The organism is Rufibacter aurantiacus, assembly GCF_017916345.1.
In the GTDB taxonomy this organism is placed as follows: domain Bacteria; phylum Bacteroidota; class Bacteroidia; order Cytophagales; family Hymenobacteraceae; genus Nibribacter; species Nibribacter roseolus.
This window is the reverse complement of the sequence record NZ_JAFMSV010000001.1, coordinates 387,672-403,444: the sequence shown is the minus strand read 5'-3', so window position 1 is coordinate 403,444 and position 15,773 is coordinate 387,672. Positions and strand designations below refer to the sequence as shown.

At 50.9% G+C, this 15,773-nt stretch carries 13 protein-coding genes; 3 read left to right on the top strand and 10 right to left on the bottom strand.

Features of this window, described 5'->3' with window-relative positions:
- Nucleotides 1–16: 16 nt before the first annotated feature.
- Nucleotides 17–1,306, bottom strand: coding sequence for an ABC transporter ATP-binding protein (locus J3P34_RS01605; protein WP_210486144.1), 1,290 nt, complete (start codon nt 1,304–1,306; stop codon nt 17–19).
- Nucleotides 1,307–1,310: 4 nt separating this feature from the next.
- Complete coding sequence (locus tag J3P34_RS01600; RefSeq protein WP_210486143.1) at nt 1,311–2,174, bottom strand: ABC transporter permease; 864 nt, start codon at nt 2,172–2,174, stop codon at nt 1,311–1,313.
- 572 nt (nt 2,175–2,746) lie between these two features.
- Here J3P34_RS01600 and J3P34_RS01595 point away from each other — a divergent pair.
- A complete protein-coding gene (locus J3P34_RS01595) occupies nt 2,747–2,908 on the top strand; it encodes a hypothetical protein (RefSeq protein ID WP_210486142.1) in 162 nt (53 codons plus the stop codon).
- A gap of 186 nt (nt 2,909–3,094) precedes the next feature.
- Here J3P34_RS01595 and J3P34_RS01590 read toward each other — a convergent pair whose 3' ends face one another.
- Nucleotides 3,095–3,655, bottom strand: a complete 561-nt coding sequence (locus J3P34_RS01590) for a response regulator (RefSeq protein ID WP_210486141.1) — start codon at nt 3,653–3,655, stop codon at nt 3,095–3,097.
- A gap of 888 nt (nt 3,656–4,543) precedes the next feature.
- Here J3P34_RS01590 and J3P34_RS01585 point away from each other — a divergent pair.
- Nucleotides 4,544–5,026 carry a hypothetical protein gene (locus tag J3P34_RS01585; RefSeq protein ID WP_210486140.1) on the top strand — a complete coding sequence of 161 codons (483 nt, stop codon included), beginning with the start codon at nt 4,544–4,546 and terminating at the stop codon, nt 5,024–5,026.
- 190 nt (nt 5,027–5,216) lie between these two features.
- Here J3P34_RS01585 and J3P34_RS01580 read toward each other — a convergent pair whose 3' ends face one another.
- Together J3P34_RS01580 and J3P34_RS01575 are read right to left on the bottom strand one after the other, a co-directional pair.
- The gene (locus tag J3P34_RS01580) at nt 5,217–6,764 is read right to left on the bottom strand and encodes a glycosyltransferase family 39 protein (protein WP_210486139.1); all 1,548 of its coding nucleotides are present in this window, start codon (nt 6,762–6,764) and stop codon (nt 5,217–5,219) included.
- Nucleotides 6,765–6,967: 203 nt separating this feature from the next.
- Complete coding sequence (locus tag J3P34_RS01575; protein ID WP_210486138.1) at nt 6,968–7,486, bottom strand: DUF2628 domain-containing protein; 519 nt, start codon at nt 7,484–7,486, stop codon at nt 6,968–6,970.
- A gap of 319 nt (nt 7,487–7,805) precedes the next feature.
- On the opposite strand from J3P34_RS01575, the gene J3P34_RS01570 reads away from it, so the two are divergent.
- On the top strand, nt 7,806–9,485 hold the full coding sequence (locus tag J3P34_RS01570) for a hypothetical protein (protein ID WP_210486137.1): 1,680 nt from the start codon (nt 7,806–7,808) through the stop codon (nt 9,483–9,485).
- Between the two features lie 136 nt (nt 9,486–9,621).
- On the opposite strand, the gene J3P34_RS01565 is transcribed toward J3P34_RS01570, so the two are convergent.
- From J3P34_RS01565 to rlmF, 5 genes are all read right to left on the bottom strand, one after another.
- Nucleotides 9,622–11,718, bottom strand: a complete 2,097-nt coding sequence (locus J3P34_RS01565) for a M3 family metallopeptidase (protein ID WP_210486136.1) — start codon at nt 11,716–11,718, stop codon at nt 9,622–9,624.
- 314 nt (nt 11,719–12,032) lie between these two features.
- A complete protein-coding gene (locus tag J3P34_RS01560) occupies nt 12,033–12,506 on the bottom strand; it encodes a GNAT family N-acetyltransferase (RefSeq protein ID WP_210486135.1) in 474 nt (157 codons plus the stop codon).
- A 192-nt stretch (nt 12,507–12,698) separates the two neighbouring features.
- A complete protein-coding gene (locus tag J3P34_RS01555; protein ID WP_210486134.1) occupies nt 12,699–13,781 on the bottom strand; it encodes a class I SAM-dependent methyltransferase in 1,083 nt (360 codons plus the stop codon).
- Nucleotides 13,782–14,052: 271 nt separating this feature from the next.
- Nucleotides 14,053–14,325, bottom strand: a complete 273-nt coding sequence (locus tag J3P34_RS01550; protein WP_210486133.1) for a DUF4242 domain-containing protein — start codon at nt 14,323–14,325, stop codon at nt 14,053–14,055.
- A 390-nt stretch (nt 14,326–14,715) separates the two neighbouring features.
- Nucleotides 14,716–15,687: a 23S rRNA (adenine(1618)-N(6))-methyltransferase RlmF gene (rlmF, locus tag J3P34_RS01545; protein WP_210486132.1), complete on the bottom strand. Its 972-nt coding sequence runs from the start codon at nt 15,685–15,687 to the stop codon at nt 14,716–14,718.
- Nucleotides 15,688–15,773: the final 86 nt, after the last annotated feature.

Genomic DNA, 15,773 nt, shown 5'->3' with positions numbered 1-15,773 from the left:
GACCTTACTTTTGGGGCTATACAAGCTCCAGTTCTTTTTGCTCCAATCTGAAAGGAAAGGAGGGACGCACGGCCCCCATCCATTTGCCAAACCACTTGATATCACCCCGGTAGTCTTCAATCTCAAAAGACAGGCACTCTTCATAGTAGAACAGATCAACCGAGGTGTTTTTTACCACGATGAGCGAAATGTAATAGGAGCCATCATTCAGGAAATTGCCCGGAATGGTACACTCGCCTTCCACAAGGCCTTTTTTGCATTGGAAGGAGGGAGAAGGGACATCAAAGATGCATTCGCCGCCATAGGAGAACAGATGCAGCCCTATGCTCAGGTCCTGGTCTTCTACCAGGTTCCAGAACTCAAACTCAACGGTAAGGGGAGTCCGGATGTCAAGCTGGGCATCTGGCTCACTGAACCGGGGTGTGAGCCGGATGCTTCTGAACCGGACGAATTCGTTGCCCGGAGCCTCTACCAGGTTTTCCCAGGTGCGGTGCAGCTGTGATTTCTTGACTCCTTTGATGTAGTTGTTGATAACGGTGGTGGCTTTGCCAGCCTCCATGAGCCTGCCTTTCTGGAGCCAGAGCGCATGGTTGCATAGGTTGCTGACCGCCTGCATGCTGTGGCTCACAAAAAGAATGGTGCGCCCCTCGCTTCTGGACACGTCCTTTACTTTGCCCAGGCATTTCTTCTGAAATTCGGCGTCTCCCACAGACAGCACCTCATCCAGGATGAGGATATCGGGTTCCAGGTGAGCGGCTACCGCGAAAGCCAGGCGTACGTACATGCCCGAGGAGTAGCGTTTCACGGGCGTGTCCAGGAATTTCTCAATGCCGGAGAAGTCTACAATCTCGTCAAACTTGGCGGTTATTTCCTGTTTGGTCATGCCCAGGATATAACCGCTCATGAAGATGTTCTCGCGGCCGGTAAGCTCCTGGTTGAAACCGGTGCCCACCTCCAGAAGACTGCTGATCTTGCCTTTGCCCCGCACCACGCCCTTAGTGGGTTTTACAATGCGGGAAATGATTTTAAGCAGCGTTGACTTGCCCGCCCCGTTGTTACCGATGACGCCCCACACCTCGCCCTGCTTTATCTCAAAGGAGAGGTCCTGCAGAGCCCAAAAAGCCTTCTGGTTCTTGTCCATCGGTTCCTGGTTCTCAGAAAGCTGCGGATAGTAGAAAGGATCATCTTTCTTGAGCACAGACGTATTCCACCACCGCGCCAGATCCTGCCTTAAAGATCCGGAGCCAATGGTGCCCAGCCGGTAAACTTTGGACAACTCCTCTACTTGGATAACTACGTCTCCCATAAGCTTACACTACGTCTATGAGTTTGTCACCCTGCTTGTTGAAAATACCAATGGAGATGACCAAGAGGATTAAAGTAAATGCCAGGCTATATCCCAGGCTCTCCGGAGAGATGACACCTTGCCCAAGCAGGGCCCGCCGGAATAACTCAAAATAGGAGGTGAGCGGATTGAATTGAACAACCCACCGTACATTCTCCGGTACGTAGTTGACCGGATACAGGACTGGCGTAAGAAACATGAGCAGCCGCACCCCAAAAGTCACCAGGTTGATGATGTCGCGGTATTTAGCGGTCACCACTGAGAAAATAAGCCCCAGGGAAAGGCCGGTCAGACCCACCAGAATAATGACCACCGGGATGGTAACCGCCAAAAAACTAGTGGGCAAGGTGTAGTTCTTAAACAAGGCATAAAAGGCCAGCATGGCCAACAGGAGGGTAAACTGAATACCGAACCGGAAAATCTGGGTGCCCATCTGGGAGATAGGAATGATTAACCGGGGAAAGTATACTTTACTGAAGAGCTGGGCATTTTCCCTGAAAATGAAGGAGGTACCCATAAAAGTATCATTGAAGAAATTCCAGAGGACAATACCAGAAAGATAAAACAACACTGGTGGTAAGCTGCCGGTAGAAACCCCTATCAATTTATTGAATACCAGCACATAGGTGCCCAGGGTTAGAATAGGTTGTACCAGCAGCCAGAAGGGGCCCAAGACCGTTTGCTGGTAGTTTAACAGGAAATCTCTCCGAACTAAACTCAGGGATAAATGGCGGTAATGCCATAACTCATGAAGGTTTAACCCCCAATACCGGGTTCGTCCGTTAATCTCCCACTCCCAATGGTTGGTAACCTCCTTACTTTCAAGCATACTTTTAAAGCGTATTGGTAAAGTTATAATATAAAGCTAATAAATTTTATTAGGGAAGGTTGTATTGAACTTTATATTGTTTCAATATACATAATCTAATTGTGTAAACATAATTTTTTGCGGGTTAATCATAGGTGACTTTCAGATTGTCTGATTTAAGAGGCTTAAAGGCCCGCTGGTAAAAGTGTCTATTTTTCCTGAGCTAAAAACTGCCCGCCCCAAGGTTTAGATCTCTACTTCACTTGCCTCTTTCCTTCCAAAGCACAACTTAAATAAAAGTCAATTTTGAGGCTTACCAGATGAACCCTCGATAAGCCCTGAGAAAGGGTACCTGCCTTCCCCTCACTACCGCAGTTGATGACGAAAGCATCTGTTATGGAGAGTAAGTACTTATGTCATTCGAGGAAAGGACGTGTAGTATTCTAAACCAGCTTTGAGTTTGATTTTTGGATGGAGCAGGGCCTTTGCCACAATTAAAGTGGGGCGTAGAATAAACGGAAGGATACAAAGAGGCATGGACACGGCTAACTACAGAGTGCCCTCTTAAGAAGGTTACAGCAAGAGGGTAAAATTTGCAAAAAGTAGGAGAGGATAATCTTGGAGACATCCCTGGTTTACCTGCCAATTCAGAAGAACCGGCCGGAAATGCTATAGGTGGCAAAAACGGCAAGTCTGCGCTGGGTGCGGGTATAACCAAGGACAGGCAGGAAACAATACCCGTTGAGTTTGTTTAGCGGATGTTTTTACGAAATCGTGCTTAAAACAAGCCCACACCTATGGGGTAGAGCCTCCGGGGCAGAGGATTCCCTACTCCAAGACTCAGTTGGGGTATATACAAGATCTTGGCTCTCTTTTGCCCAAAGGTCTCTTTTGCAAAAACGTAAGGCGCACCGTTTAAAAAGCCTGAAGCCGTAAGGGGTTTACTCATCCTGTTGCTCTGACCTGACCACCTTCGCTGATTGGTTTACCTGCAAGTTCATCTTTTGGGTTAGCTCGGCTACCTTCTGCTCCAGTTTCTCGTTTTCCTTCTTTAAGTCTTCTACTAGCTTTCTATGGGCCTGGCGCTGCTTGAGTTCTTCCACGGCAGACTCCATGATATTCTTTAGATTCTCTTTGTCCCAGGGTTTTAAGATATACCGGTAAATCTTGCCACTGTTAATGGCATCCAGAATAGAGGCGGTATCTGAGTGGCCAGTCAGGATGATCTTGATCAGGTCTTTGTCTTCTGGTAGACTCTTCAGAAACTGAACGCCGGTGATTTTAGGCATCCGTTGATCAGTGATAACCAGGGAGATGGGCTCATTGGATAGAATCCTTAATCCTTCCTCACCAGACATAGCCGTGAATACCTTAAAATATTTTCTGAAGGTAGACTTGAATACAACCAGATTGTCTTCTTCATTATCAATGTAAAGGATACTTGGCTTTTCAGCTGCTTCTTCTGAAGGGTGAGTGGTATGGGTAGGAGTGGTGTAATCCATGCCTTTTGTGCTGATTATATTGCGTGTTTGTGTCGTATAGGTTGTACTTTCTCGCGTGCGCTTGATAAGGTCAAAGAGGCTATCCTGCTGCTTTAAGGTTTCATCCCAAGCCCAGGGCCTTTTAAGTTCAGTTTTATTCCAGAAGTGCCTCCCGCCGGTGATCCGCCAATTAGCCTGTAGAAGGTTTTCTAAGCTTTCAGAAAAGACGTTGGGCTTTTTTTTCAGGTAACCTAAAGCCAGGGGCCGGACCATAAAAACTGCCTTTCTGATGTTTAAAACGTATTATCCTTCTTTATTCTTACAGGAATAACTGACAAAATTGAGGAGCCTTAGCCCCTGCTTTCATTATGGCTAATATGGTATACTGATTTTTTATTATATATAAAGGTAGCAGTAAAAAACTTAATGTTGTAATAAACTTGTGCAAAATATTATAAAATTTATTCAATTATATAAATAAAGCTGATCATTTTTAATCATTTGCCAGCATCTGGAGAGAAGAAAACCCATTCCTGGGCCAAACCGCTTAGCTATAACTGAATAGTTGCCACATGGTTTAGGAGTCTTTTATAAAGATAGCAGGTCTTGTGAAAGTGAGTCGTAGGTTGATAGATAGACCATCCTCCTCTTCCAGGTTAGAAGTACGTGGAAAGGTCCTGCGCAATTAAAAGCGCTTTACCTAAATTTTTGCCTTTTTTCAGAAAATAAGCCCTGAAACAAAGATTTTTAATTCTGTAAGAATTTGATTTGAAGTGAGTTGGTGGCTGAGTTATGGCCCGGAAAAAAGGGTTGCTTATTTATGGCATGTGGTTTGAATAAGAGGAAGAAACCTAGCCTTGCAAGCCAAGGCTTAGGTAAAAGAAGAAAACCCATTAAAAGAGAAGAGAGATGAAAAAGATATTTGTGATGCTTTCCCTGGGATTACTGGTAACCGGAACCACCTTTGCACAGGAAAAAACCAGCCAAGAGAGAAAGCCCAAAACTGAGCGGGCGGGCAAAGACGGCGTGAAAAAACAAACCAGAACTCCGGAGGAAAAAGCCGCCCAGAAAGCCCAGAAGCTGACGGAGAAATACAGCCTCACCCAAGCCCAGCAAACCAGATTGCAGGCGCTGTTCCTGAGACAGGCAACAGAAACCTCAGCTCTCAAAGCCCAAAGCCGCGCTGCCGAAGGTGCCAAACCACAGGAGCGGGAAGCTTATAAAGCCCGAAAGGCACAGTATGAGGCTGAGCTGAAAAGCATTCTGACCCCAGAGCAGTATGCCCAATATCAAGCAGACCGCAAGGAAAAGGCTAGTCACCAGGATGGTAAATCTGGTAAGAAAGCTCAGCACTTAAAGACCAAAGAGCAAAAGAAAGTGTGGAACAGCTAAGGGTTCTGCTTAACTAAAGGAGACCCGTAACCCGGGTCTCTTTTTTTGTGCCCTTTCTGAAAGGAAGGAACCCAAGAACCCACACCAACGCTCTGGCCACTTACACTTTCAAACCATTTTAGGGTTGTTTTATAGAAATCAGGGCAAAAAAAGGGGTTGCTTTAAATTGAATTCCTGATCAATCAGCCGGTTACCATTCTTGCTTCTTCTCCGCCGTGCGGGCTCTCAGGCGCTGGGTCATGACGGGCGAAACGCCGCGCAGCAAATGCACAGTAGTGCCCTGCTCCCGTGCGAACCTGGTTTCTATGGTCCCAATCCGGGTGACGGAGTTGAAGAACTGTTTTTCCTCCTCCTGCAGAGGCTCCTCTCCGGCGTTTTTGATGAGAATGATGTTCTGGATGTCCATCTCCATGGGGTACCAGTACACGTAATCGGCGTTGAAAGAAACGGCCGAAGGCAGGGTTTTGCTTCCGTAGAAATTGAGGGCGCCGGCTTGCCCGTAGTTATCGCAGATCAGGAGCGTGTGGGGTTTATCAGCCTCAGGGATTTGCTGGTAGGCCTGCTGCACTTTTTGGGTGAGTTCCTGCCAGCCCAGCATATCCGCGAAATCCTGGGGGAGCGGGTGGTCTTTGCCGTCTTCCCATTTCAGGAGGTTGAATTTCTTGAATTTGGCGGCTTTGGCCTGGATCTCGGCCGGGGAAAGGAGCGGGAAAACCACGTTTACCAACGGCAGAAATAAACCAATGTTCAACAGAATCCACAAGGGGCGGAGGTAACGTTTCCAACCCGTCTTGAACAGGTGTTCCCAGTACACGCTGCCAAACGCCAGCAGCACCGGGTACAGCCCCAGGGTATAATAGCTTTTCGCCCGCAGGTAAGTGAACACGGCCATGGTGATCAGGTAGCCCAAGCCTATAAACCGGTACTCCTTAAAAGGCGCGTATACCGCAAAAGCCACCAGCGCCCCGATGATGAGGTACACGGACCCGAAGAAGAACAGTAATTGGTCTAGCCAGAAATCAGCGGGGTTCACATTCACCAGTTGGGTGGCCTGCAGTTCCTCCATGTGGTGGATGACCGGGAGCCCGTGTGATAACTGCCAGACCACGTTAGGTGACACCAACAAGGCCGCCAGCAAAACCGCCAGGTAGAAGTATCGGTTCAGGAAAATCCGGCCGTGCCCGGTGAGCAGCAAGGCCGGCAGCAACCCGATGAGCAGGAACAGGATGTTGTATTTGTTAAGAAAACCTAAGGCCACCACCAGGCCCAGGTAAAGCAAATTCCTCCCGTTTTGCGTCTTCAGGTAGCGGATAAGGAAGTAGTAGGTGAGGGTCCAGCTCAGGATGTCAAAAGAGTTAGGCTGGAAAAGCATGTTCACGCGCAGGAGCGCCGAGACCAGTACCGCCATGCCGGCCAGGACTTTGGCGTAAAGCCCGCCGCCCAGCTCCTCCACCATCTTCCAGGTTACCAGCAGCGTCAACGCCCCGAACAGCGCCGGAAAAAATCTTACCCAGAATACTGAGTTCCCCAGCAGTTTAATAACCCAGGCCACCCAGGAAGTAAACGGCGGCACCGACAGGTAACCGGGAGCCAGATGGTTTGCCTGGTCCAGGTGCAGGTACTCGTCCCGGTGCAAGTCATACGCCGGGTCAACCAGCACATAGTGCAGCAGGATCTTAAGGAAAATCAGGAGACCTAAAAAAAGCAGATCGGGGTTTCTGGTAAGAGATGGGCGCATTGCTGGTCTTCTGGATTGCGCCTCAAAGTAAAGATTTTACCTGAAAAAATATCATGCCCTGGAGGCTTCCTCGTTGTAGTAGAAAGGCACCTTCTGCTCCCTGAGCTTTTATCAGTCCCATATTCTTTTCTTTAATACGGTGAAAACGTTTACAATCCGATTCTGCACACCGACCCCTAAACACTCGGTTCTTGATATTCTTGTCAGGAAACGAACTGAAAGATGAGGAGCAGCAGTAAAATGAGGGCCGCGATGATGATGTGTGGGATATAGGTGATGTTGCCTTCGTAAGCGAGCCGCGCCACTGTGTCACGCTCGTTGTCTTCCTCTTCCAGGGCATGGTTTACTTTGGCCTCGGCCTGCCGCAGGTACAGCCAATTGCCCAGGAAACCCACCAGCAGACTCCAAAACAAGGTGGAGAGATTGTTCAGCAGTTTGGCGTTACCGTCAGAGATTTTGTAGTACTCAATGGCCATGCCCAGCAGGTAAGACTCCAGGGTGAGGGCTATGATCACCATTATACCCGCTACGTACAGCTTGCGGTAGAGCATCCAGAATATCCCGAAGAAAAAGGCCCCAATATTGAAGGTGATTTTGGTGCCGGCCCGGTACTGCGCCAGTTTGCGGAGGTAATAGTCGGCGTCAACCCCGAAGTAAGCGCGGTAATAGGCTTCCTGGTGATCGGTCTCTGGAGATTCAGGGGATTCTGGAGAGGGTAACATAGGGGTTGTTTCAAGTGACTCGGTAGGCAATGCACTGTAAAGGTACAAGAAAGACCTGGCTTCTTTAGCCTGATCCAGCTTAACGGTTACCCGGTAATACAACCACCATGGAGCGTGCCGGTTGGGTTATAAATCTTTGATAAAGCCTGGCTTTTCTGTTTCTGCGGTGTTTCCGAGAAAACGGCTGTAAAATGTCTGGTGCGTGGCAGCATAGTTTCGTATGACAGTACAGACAGGGCGGCAAGAATAAGGAAGCTTAATTTAAGCTTTGGAGAGGGGAAACCAGTTGCTTTCTGGTTATGTGCGTAGAAGGTTGCGGATGAAGTCTTTTGCTGTGGAACAAACCGCTAAAAATAGGTCGAATAGGAAGAAGTACCTTGTAGGAGGCGCCTCGGTGCTGCTGGTGGTTATGGTGCTGCTGCTGGTGGTATCTCATAACCTCAACTCCTGGGCCGAGGAGAAGCTGCAGAAGCAGATCACTACCCAATCTAAAGGGCTGTATTCCCTGCAACTGGCCAAGCTGGAGGTGTCGCTGCTGGCGGGATCTGCCCGGTTGGATTCCCTGCGCCTGGTTCCGCACGAGGCCGTCTGGAAACAGCTGCAAAAGTCTTCCCCAGCCCAGGCTCCGGCCAGCATCTCAGACCTCACCGCCCATCGGGTGCAGGTGCAGGGCATCAGTTACATAAAACTATTGTTTGGCGGGGCATTCAGCCTGAGCTCAATCCAGCTGGACCAACCGCAGTGGGTTTTGCGGCAAATGAAAGAAGACACCACCTCGCAGCCGCTGCACGAGACGGTGGGTGAGCAGTTCCGGAAGATGGGCATAAACGAGATCAGGGTCAAAGACGGGGCGTTCCGGTTCAAAAACAAACCTGGCAGCCAGGCCGAGCTTCTCTCCGTGTCTGGGGTGGAGTTGGAGGCCGAGGGTATCAAGCTGGACAGCGCCGCTTTCCAGGATACCGCCCGCGCGTTCTACAGCAAAAAAATCATAGCCAAGGTGAAAGAGGCCTCGTTTTGGCTGCCCAACGGAAACTACAAACTCAAAGTCGGTCCCCTGCAGGCCTCTACCCAAAAGCGGGAATTTACTTTAACCCGCTTGCAGCTCATCCCTTTGGCCAGCGCCGCCCAGATGTCCAGAAAAGCCGGGGCGGCCGTGACCAGGTTCAACGTGCAGGTACCGGAGTTGAGGTTGAGTAACGTAGACTTCGGGACTTTATCGCGGAACTCCAACGTGTACATCGGGTCTCTGGTAGCTTATAAGCCTCAGGTGAATGCCTACAAAGACGGGAAGAACTATCCAGCCAAAGGCTCGGGCCTCATGCCCCATGACCTGGTGCAGAAACTTACCTTCGGGGTGAATATCCGTACGGCCAAAGTGCGTGACATGTACGTGCGCTACGAGGAACTGGCCGAGAAAGCCTTCAAAACCGGCTATGTCACGGGCAGCAACATAGACCTCACGCTCACCAACCTCACCAATGACAAAAACCTCATCTCTAAGAAGCACCCGGCGGTGTTGAAGGGCAGCGGGTTGCTTATGGGCAAGGCCCCCATGCAGGCCACCATACGGCTGGCTTTGCTGGACCCCAACGGCTACCATTCCATGGAGGGCACCATTGGGAAGGGTTATCCGGCCATCCTGAATCCAATGATGGAACCCAGTATGTTTGTGCGCGTGAAAAGCGGAGTTCTGCAGCGGGGCACGTTCAAGGTAGAACTAACCAAAACCTCGGCGCAAGGTTCCATGCAACTGCAGTACGATGACTTCAAGATTGACCTCCTAAGCAAGAAAGAGGAAAAGAAGAAGCAGGGCCTGGGGAATAAACTGAAATCGCTGGTGGCCAACACGGTGGTCTTGAAATCAGAGAGTGAGGAAGACGGCAAAGCCCCGCGCGAGGGCAAGATCCAAGTCAAACGCCGCAGCGAGCGCTCTTTTCTCACCTACTGGAAAGACTGTCTGGCCAACGGTGTGCTCTCCATCATAGGGGCACCAATGTAGCAGAGGTGAATCAGATATTAAAGGCACATATTAAAGGCACAAAAAAATCGGCCCCTTACAGTTTTACCTGCAAAGGGCCGATTGGTATTCAGCTAGAAGAAGGCCTTTGTTTTTGCCTTCTTTTGATGAAAATGGCTTACAAACTCACCGGAGTCAGACCACGCTTCTTGAGCAAAGGCTGAATGCTGGGCTCAGCGCCTCTGAACTTCTTGTAGAGTTCCATAGGATCGGCGGTGCCGCCTTTCTCCAGAATGTTCTTTCTGAAGGACTGGGCTTTCTCTTTGTTGAACAGACCATTTTCCTTGAAGACCTGAAAGGCATCGGTGTCCAATACGCCAGACCAGATGTAGCTGTAGTAGCCCGCTGAGTATCCGCCGGAGAAGATGTGGCTGAAGTAGGTGCTTCTGTAACGCGGAATGATCTGCTCAGGCAAGCCCACTTTGCTCATAGAGGACTTCTCAAACTGGTTGATGTCGCCCTCAAGGTTCTGGGTTTGGGTATGGTAAGCCAAGTCCAGCAAAGAGGCCGCCAAATACTCGGTGGTCTCGAAGCCTTGGTTGAAGGTGCCGGCTTTCTTCATTTTCTGGATCAGCTCATTGGAGATCAGCTGTCCGGTTTTGTAGTGCGTGCCGTACATTTTCAGGACCTCAGGCTCGGCGGCCCAGTTCTCCATGATCTGCGAAGGCAGTTCCACGAAGTCGCGCGGTACTGAGGTGCCGGCCATGCTCTCGTAGGTCACGTTAGACAACAGACCGTGCAGGGCGTGCCCGAACTCATGGAAGTAGGTGGTTACCTCGTCAAAGGTCAACAGGGCCGGGGCATCGCCGGTTGGTTTGGTGAAGTTGCAGACAATAGACACCACCGGGGCCAGGCGTTTGCCTTTCTCAGTTTTCTGGCTGCGGTAAGAGGTCATCCAGGCACCGCTTCTTTTAGAAGCGCGCGGGAAGAAGTCCATGTAGATCACGCCTACCAACGTACCGTCTGCCTCAGATACTTCGTAGGCGGTTACGTCCTGGTGGTATTTAGGCAGGTTAGGCAGCTCTTTGAACCTGAGGCCGTAGAGTTTCTCGGTGACCGTGAAAACGCCCTTGCGGATGTTCTCCAGGCTGAAATAGGGTTTCAATTCCTGCTCGTCCAGGTCAAAGCGCTCCTTCCGGATTTTCTCGGTATAATAACGCCAGTCGTACGGCGCTACTTTGAACTTGGCGCCGGAGGCATCAATCATTTTCTGGATGTCGCGCTCTTCCTGCCTGGCTACAGCCAGGGCCGGGGCCCACAGTTGGTCCAGCAGTTTGTTCACGTTCTCCGGAGACTTGGCCATGGTTTCTTCCAGCACGTAGTGCGCGTGGGTTTTGTAGGCCAGCAGCTGCGCTTTTTCGCGGCGCAGGTTCACAATTTTGCGCAGGACTTCTTTGTTGTCGTTGGCGTTATTGTTGTTTCCGCGCAGTGAGTACGCCTCCCAGATCTGCTTGCGCAGCTCGCGGTTGTCGGCGTACTGCAGGAACGGCATCACGCTGGGGTTGTGCAGGGTGAAAACCCATTTGCCCGGTTTGCCGGCTTGTTTGGCGGCATCAGCGGCGGCGGCAACTAAACCCTCGGGCAGGCCGGCCAGGTCTTTCTTGTCGTCAATCACCAGTTGGTAGGCGTTCGTCTCGGCTAAGATGTTCTGGCCGTACTGCAGGCTCAGGAGCGACAGCTCGCCGTTGATCTTCTTCAGTTTGTCTTTGTCGGCATCATTTAGGTTGGCGCCGCTGCGCACGAAGGATTTGTAAGTCTCTTCCAGCAGTTTCTGCTGCTCTGCGGTCAGTTTCAGGTCTTTTTTGCTATTCCAGACCGTTTTCACCCGCTCAAACAATTTCTTGTTCAGGATGATGTTGTCGCTGTGCGCCGATAGCTCAGGGGCAATCTCGCGGGCTATTTTCTGGATCTCCTCGTTGGTGTTGGCCGAGTTGAGGTTATAGAAAACCGTTGACACGCGACCCAGAAGCTGGCCGGCGTTTTCCATGGCCACAATGGTGTTCTCAAACGTGGGTGCCTTGGGGTTGTTGACAATGGCGTCAATCTCCTGCTGGTTTACCCTGATGCCTTCCTGCAGAGCGGGTTTGAAGTGCTCATTCTTGATCAGGTGGAAAGGCGGTACCTGGTGGGGGGTGTTGTACTTCTGTAAAAGGGGGTTGTTTTTGTCTTTGGCCTGACCCGCCGCTTGTTCACTGGCCAGTAGTCCTATAGCCATAGTTGCGAGAACGCAGAGTGTTTTTGTAATCATTTTACTTTCTAAATACTTAAAATAAAGCCTCCTTTCCTGATTGGGGAGAAAGGAAGGTCAAAATTAAGCATTTAACGCGGGAGGGTAAGGTTTCTGTATACTTTAATCTTTGAAATGGGGAGGCTTCTGCGTTTCTGGTCACGTACTTAATGGCATCAGGCCGGGCGGTAGATTGCCGCGAATTGATTTCAGCCCGTTCTTCAGAAAGGAGCCCAAAAATGGCCAGTCGTCTCCAGCAATGACTTCGCAGGAGTGTCTATATTTCACTGTTACAGACTTTCCTACCGTTGGTGGGCTGCAGAAGCATTCGCTTTTCTCTGGGCCCATTCCTCCGAGGTCATTTCAAACTTGATTTCGTTTTTGCCGTGGGTGCCCACTTCGCGCCAGCCGGCGGTGCGGTAGAAGGCTGCGGCCCGCGTGTTGGGAGTGGTGCCCAGCCAGACTTTCTCCCCCGTCTGCCCGAAATACCAGTCCAGCATCAAGTCATGCAGCTTTCTCCCGATGCCCATTTTCTCATAGGCGGGGTCCACGAACAGGGCCCAGATGCAGTGATCCTGCAGATCCGCGATGGAGAAACCCACTACCTGGTTTTCCACTTCGGCCACCCAGGCTTTTCCGCGTTTGGTGATGTATTCCTCCACCGCAGCATCGGTTACCAGGGCAGGGTTAGAAAGCACGTTCTCTTTCACGGCGTGGCGTACCACCTGCATCTGCGGAATGTCGGCCACAGTAGCTTCTCTGAAGTTGGTAATCATCAGTCGGGGTTTTAGGTGCGTTTCTTTAAAAGTAAGTTCAAAATAGCCTTCCCTCCAATAACTGAGTGGCAGAAAGAGGGTAGGGCACAAAGCAAGAATCAGCCGGAGACTACATCTCCCGGCTGATTCTTACTTTGTTTTTAGTAAAAAGGCCCTGAAACAGAAACCTGTTCTGAGGCATCGCGGCCCAGATTATTTCCTGATCACGTACCAGAGATTCTGGATGTCGTGGGGCAGTTTATGGGTCTGGATATTGGTGAAGCCAGCGCGGTTGAGGTAATCCATGGTCACTTCCTCGCCCCACATGGCGCCCAGGCCTTCGCCGTGCTGCGCCAGCGATACGGTCATGCAGTGCATACAGGAAACTGTGTACAGGAACGGCGCGATGGGGTGTTTCATGTCTTCTTCCAGGTGGCTGGTCCCCCCAATTTCCTGCATGAGGTACACGCCGTCTTTCTTGAGCGCCTTGTGAATGCCCCGCAGAACGTTGAGTGGTTGTCCCTGGTCATGGATGGCGTCAAAGGTGGTGATGAGGTCATATTTCTCCTCCGGCGCATCGTGGTGGAAGTCTGATAGGTCTTTAAGCTTGAAATGGACGTTCTCCAGACCTAAAGCGGCGGTCTGGGCGTTGGCATCAGCGATGGCGTCTGAAGAGAAGTCAATGCCGGTGAAATGGGACCGGTGGAACATGGAGGCCAACCGGTTGATGATTCTGCCCGAGCCGCAGCCCACATCGAGCACGTGAATGCCTTTCTCCAGTTTCTCCCGCAGGTCTGGCACCAACGGCAATACATGGCTCTCCAGAGAAGCCAGCACCGACTGCCCGCTGTCTTCGGCCATGACCTCATGGAACCGGTGGAATTCTGCGTAAGGCACGCCGCCGCCGTGTTTGAAGCATTCCACAATCTGGTTTTCAACCTGGCCCATTACGGCGCTGTACTGCGCAAACACCGCCAGGTTATCAGATCCGGCCTGGCGGGTAAGGTAAGCGGCATGTTCAGGGGGCAGGTAATAGGTGCGGGTCTCGGGGGCATAGATGACAATGCCACCGGTGACCATAGCGCCCAGCCATTCCCGTACGTAGCGCTCGTCCAGGCGGGCCCGTTCGGCGATGTCCATGGAACTGGCAAAATCCATCTGGCTCATGGTGTCAAACAAGCCCACCCGGTGCCCGATGGAGATCATGAAGGAGAGGGCGCTTTTGTTCATGGTGTCTACCAGGTTGTTCTCAAACGCCTGGGCCCGGGAAGTATCAAATTCCTGATCTACTCTCATAATGGTACGCTTAAATGATGTTACATCCACCAGGTCAAAGTCAGCAGCCCTGTCTTAATTCTGTAAAGGAGAGAATGGGATTTCTTTTGGGCTGTTCTAAGGGAGCGTACGCGGTTGTGTTTGTTTTTAAGTAGTTATACGCGTTTGGTTTATTAGGGTAACCCCAAAAGAGAGAAGCCCATCTTGCCAATGACCGGCCAGGTGGGCTTCTTCTGTTTGAGGGCCGTTTTTCTGAAATAAGCGCAAAATAGAACGTGCTTTAAGGCAAAGCTTACTCTGCGGTGACCGGGTCAATGATGTTGGCTACCTTGTTGATTCTGTCAGCCGGGAAGCCGCCGCGTTTGGCATGTTCCCTGATCATTTCTTCATCCGGGGAAATATACACGCAGTAGATTTTGTCGCCGGCCACATAGCTGTGGAGCCACTGAATCTCGGGGCCCATCTCAAGGAGTACCCCATTGGAGATCTGGGCTATTTCCTGCAACTGCTCAGCGGTGAGTTTGCTGGCACCAGGAACTTCCCTTTCAATTACATACTTAGGCATGGCTTTGTGATTTAAGTTTCCCCTACTCGTCTGGCTTTTCGGGATGGCCCCGTTTTTTAGGTGGTTTTTGGTCTCCACCTGGTTAGGGTTTATCTGCGGCGTGAAAAGTTGTGGAGGTGAGTTTGGGTTTAAGTGGCGGTTGAAATTTGCCCGCTGCTTTTTGCGACTGGCCTGTAATCACCGGAAAGCCGGCCCTGAAACAGCAGGGAAGGAGCGTGGCTGAAGAGTATATTGAATATACTCAAATGAAATTGAATATCATGAGGTTTGCCTTAGTTTTGAGCTATTAGGAGGTTTGTTTTGGGCTTGTTTCTCAGAAAGCAAGCTCAAAACAGGATGTGCTTGGCATTAAACCTGACGCAGCCCAGGCGTATCAGAAAGCCAGAGGTTCTACTTCCAGCGGGTGCTCACCCAGGTTTTCTGCTGATCAGGGGAGAGGAAAGTCCAGGCGACAAGGCGGCTGGTTTTGTTTCCCTGGCTCATAGAGATGGTTTTCACGTCTACGGCCTGGGCTTGCTGCAGGGCTTTGTAGGCGCCTTTTAGGTTGGCGCTTTTAGAGACTAGTGTGGTGAACCAAAGGCAGGATTGGGCAAACTGCCGGCTCTGCCTGATCATGTCCCCAATGAAGCGTTCTTCGCCGCCCTCGCACCACAGTTCATTCTGCTGTCCGCCGAAGTTGAGGGTAGGCTTTACAGGTTTCTGCTGTTTCAGGTTCCTGAGTTTGCGCACAGTGCCGGCCTGCGCGTCTGCCGCCGAGGCATGAAAGGGCGGATTGCAGAGGGTCAGGTCAAAGCGCTCATCTGGTTGGACAATGCCCCTGAAAATGTCTTTGGGGTTTGGCTGCAGCCGGCATTCTATATGGCCTTTCAGCGAGGGGTTCTTCTCAATGATCTGGTTCGCAGATTGAATGGAAACCGGGTCAATGTCTGCGCCTACGAAAGACCAGCCGTACTCCTGGTGCCCGATAATGGGGTACACGCAGTTGGCGCCCACCCCAATGTCCAGGCACTTGATGCGGTTGCCTTTGGGTACTTTGTTCCCTTTAGGGTTCAGGCTGGCCAGCAGATCCGCGATGTGGTGGATGTAATCTGCCCTGCCCGGTATGGGCGAACACAGGTAGTTTTTAGGGATGTCCCAATAACTGATGCCGTAGAAATGCTTCAGCAGCGCCTTGTTGAGTGTTTTAACCGCCTCGGGGTTGAAGAAATCAACTGATTCATCCTTGAAATCATTCACCCGCACAAAAGGGCGCAACTCAGGGCAGCTCGCGATCAACTTCTTGAAATCATAGCGCTCGCGGTGCTTGTTGCGGGGGTGTAAACCCTCTTTCTCTTTGGGTTGCTCTTTCTTTTTTGGAAGCATGAAACGGTAAAATCAAAAACAGTGCTGTCGCCTGGGGGCAAAGGTACCACAATTGGGCAAGCCCTGGGGCAACAGCACTGCTTTCC

Coding starts and splice junctions, on each gene's coding strand:
- J3P34_RS01605 (WP_210486144.1), bottom strand. CDS start 1,306: ATGGGAGACGTAGTTATCCAAGTAGAGGAGTTGTCCAAAGTTTACCGG.
- J3P34_RS01600 (WP_210486143.1), bottom strand. CDS start 2,174: ATGCTTGAAAGTAAGGAGGTTACCAACCATTGGGAGTGGGAGATTAAC.
- J3P34_RS01590 (WP_210486141.1), bottom strand. CDS start 3,655: ATGGATTACACCACTCCTACCCATACCACTCACCCTTCAGAAGAAGCA.
- J3P34_RS01585 (WP_210486140.1), top strand. CDS start 4,544: ATGAAAAAGATATTTGTGATGCTTTCCCTGGGATTACTGGTAACCGGA.
- J3P34_RS01580 (WP_210486139.1), bottom strand. CDS start 6,764: ATGCGCCCATCTCTTACCAGAAACCCCGATCTGCTTTTTTTAGGTCTC.
- J3P34_RS01575 (WP_210486138.1), bottom strand. CDS start 7,486: ATGTTACCCTCTCCAGAATCCCCTGAATCTCCAGAGACCGATCACCAG.
- J3P34_RS01570 (WP_210486137.1), top strand. CDS start 7,806: ATGAAGTCTTTTGCTGTGGAACAAACCGCTAAAAATAGGTCGAATAGG.
- J3P34_RS01565 (WP_210486136.1), bottom strand. CDS start 11,718: ATGGCTATAGGACTACTGGCCAGTGAACAAGCGGCGGGTCAGGCCAAA.
- J3P34_RS01560 (WP_210486135.1), bottom strand. CDS start 12,506: ATGATTACCAACTTCAGAGAAGCTACTGTGGCCGACATTCCGCAGATG.
- J3P34_RS01555 (WP_210486134.1), bottom strand. CDS start 13,781: ATGAGAGTAGATCAGGAATTTGATACTTCCCGGGCCCAGGCGTTTGAG.
- J3P34_RS01550 (WP_210486133.1), bottom strand. CDS start 14,325: ATGCCTAAGTATGTAATTGAAAGGGAAGTTCCTGGTGCCAGCAAACTC.
- rlmF (WP_210486132.1), bottom strand. CDS start 15,687: ATGCTTCCAAAAAAGAAAGAGCAACCCAAAGAGAAAGAGGGTTTACAC.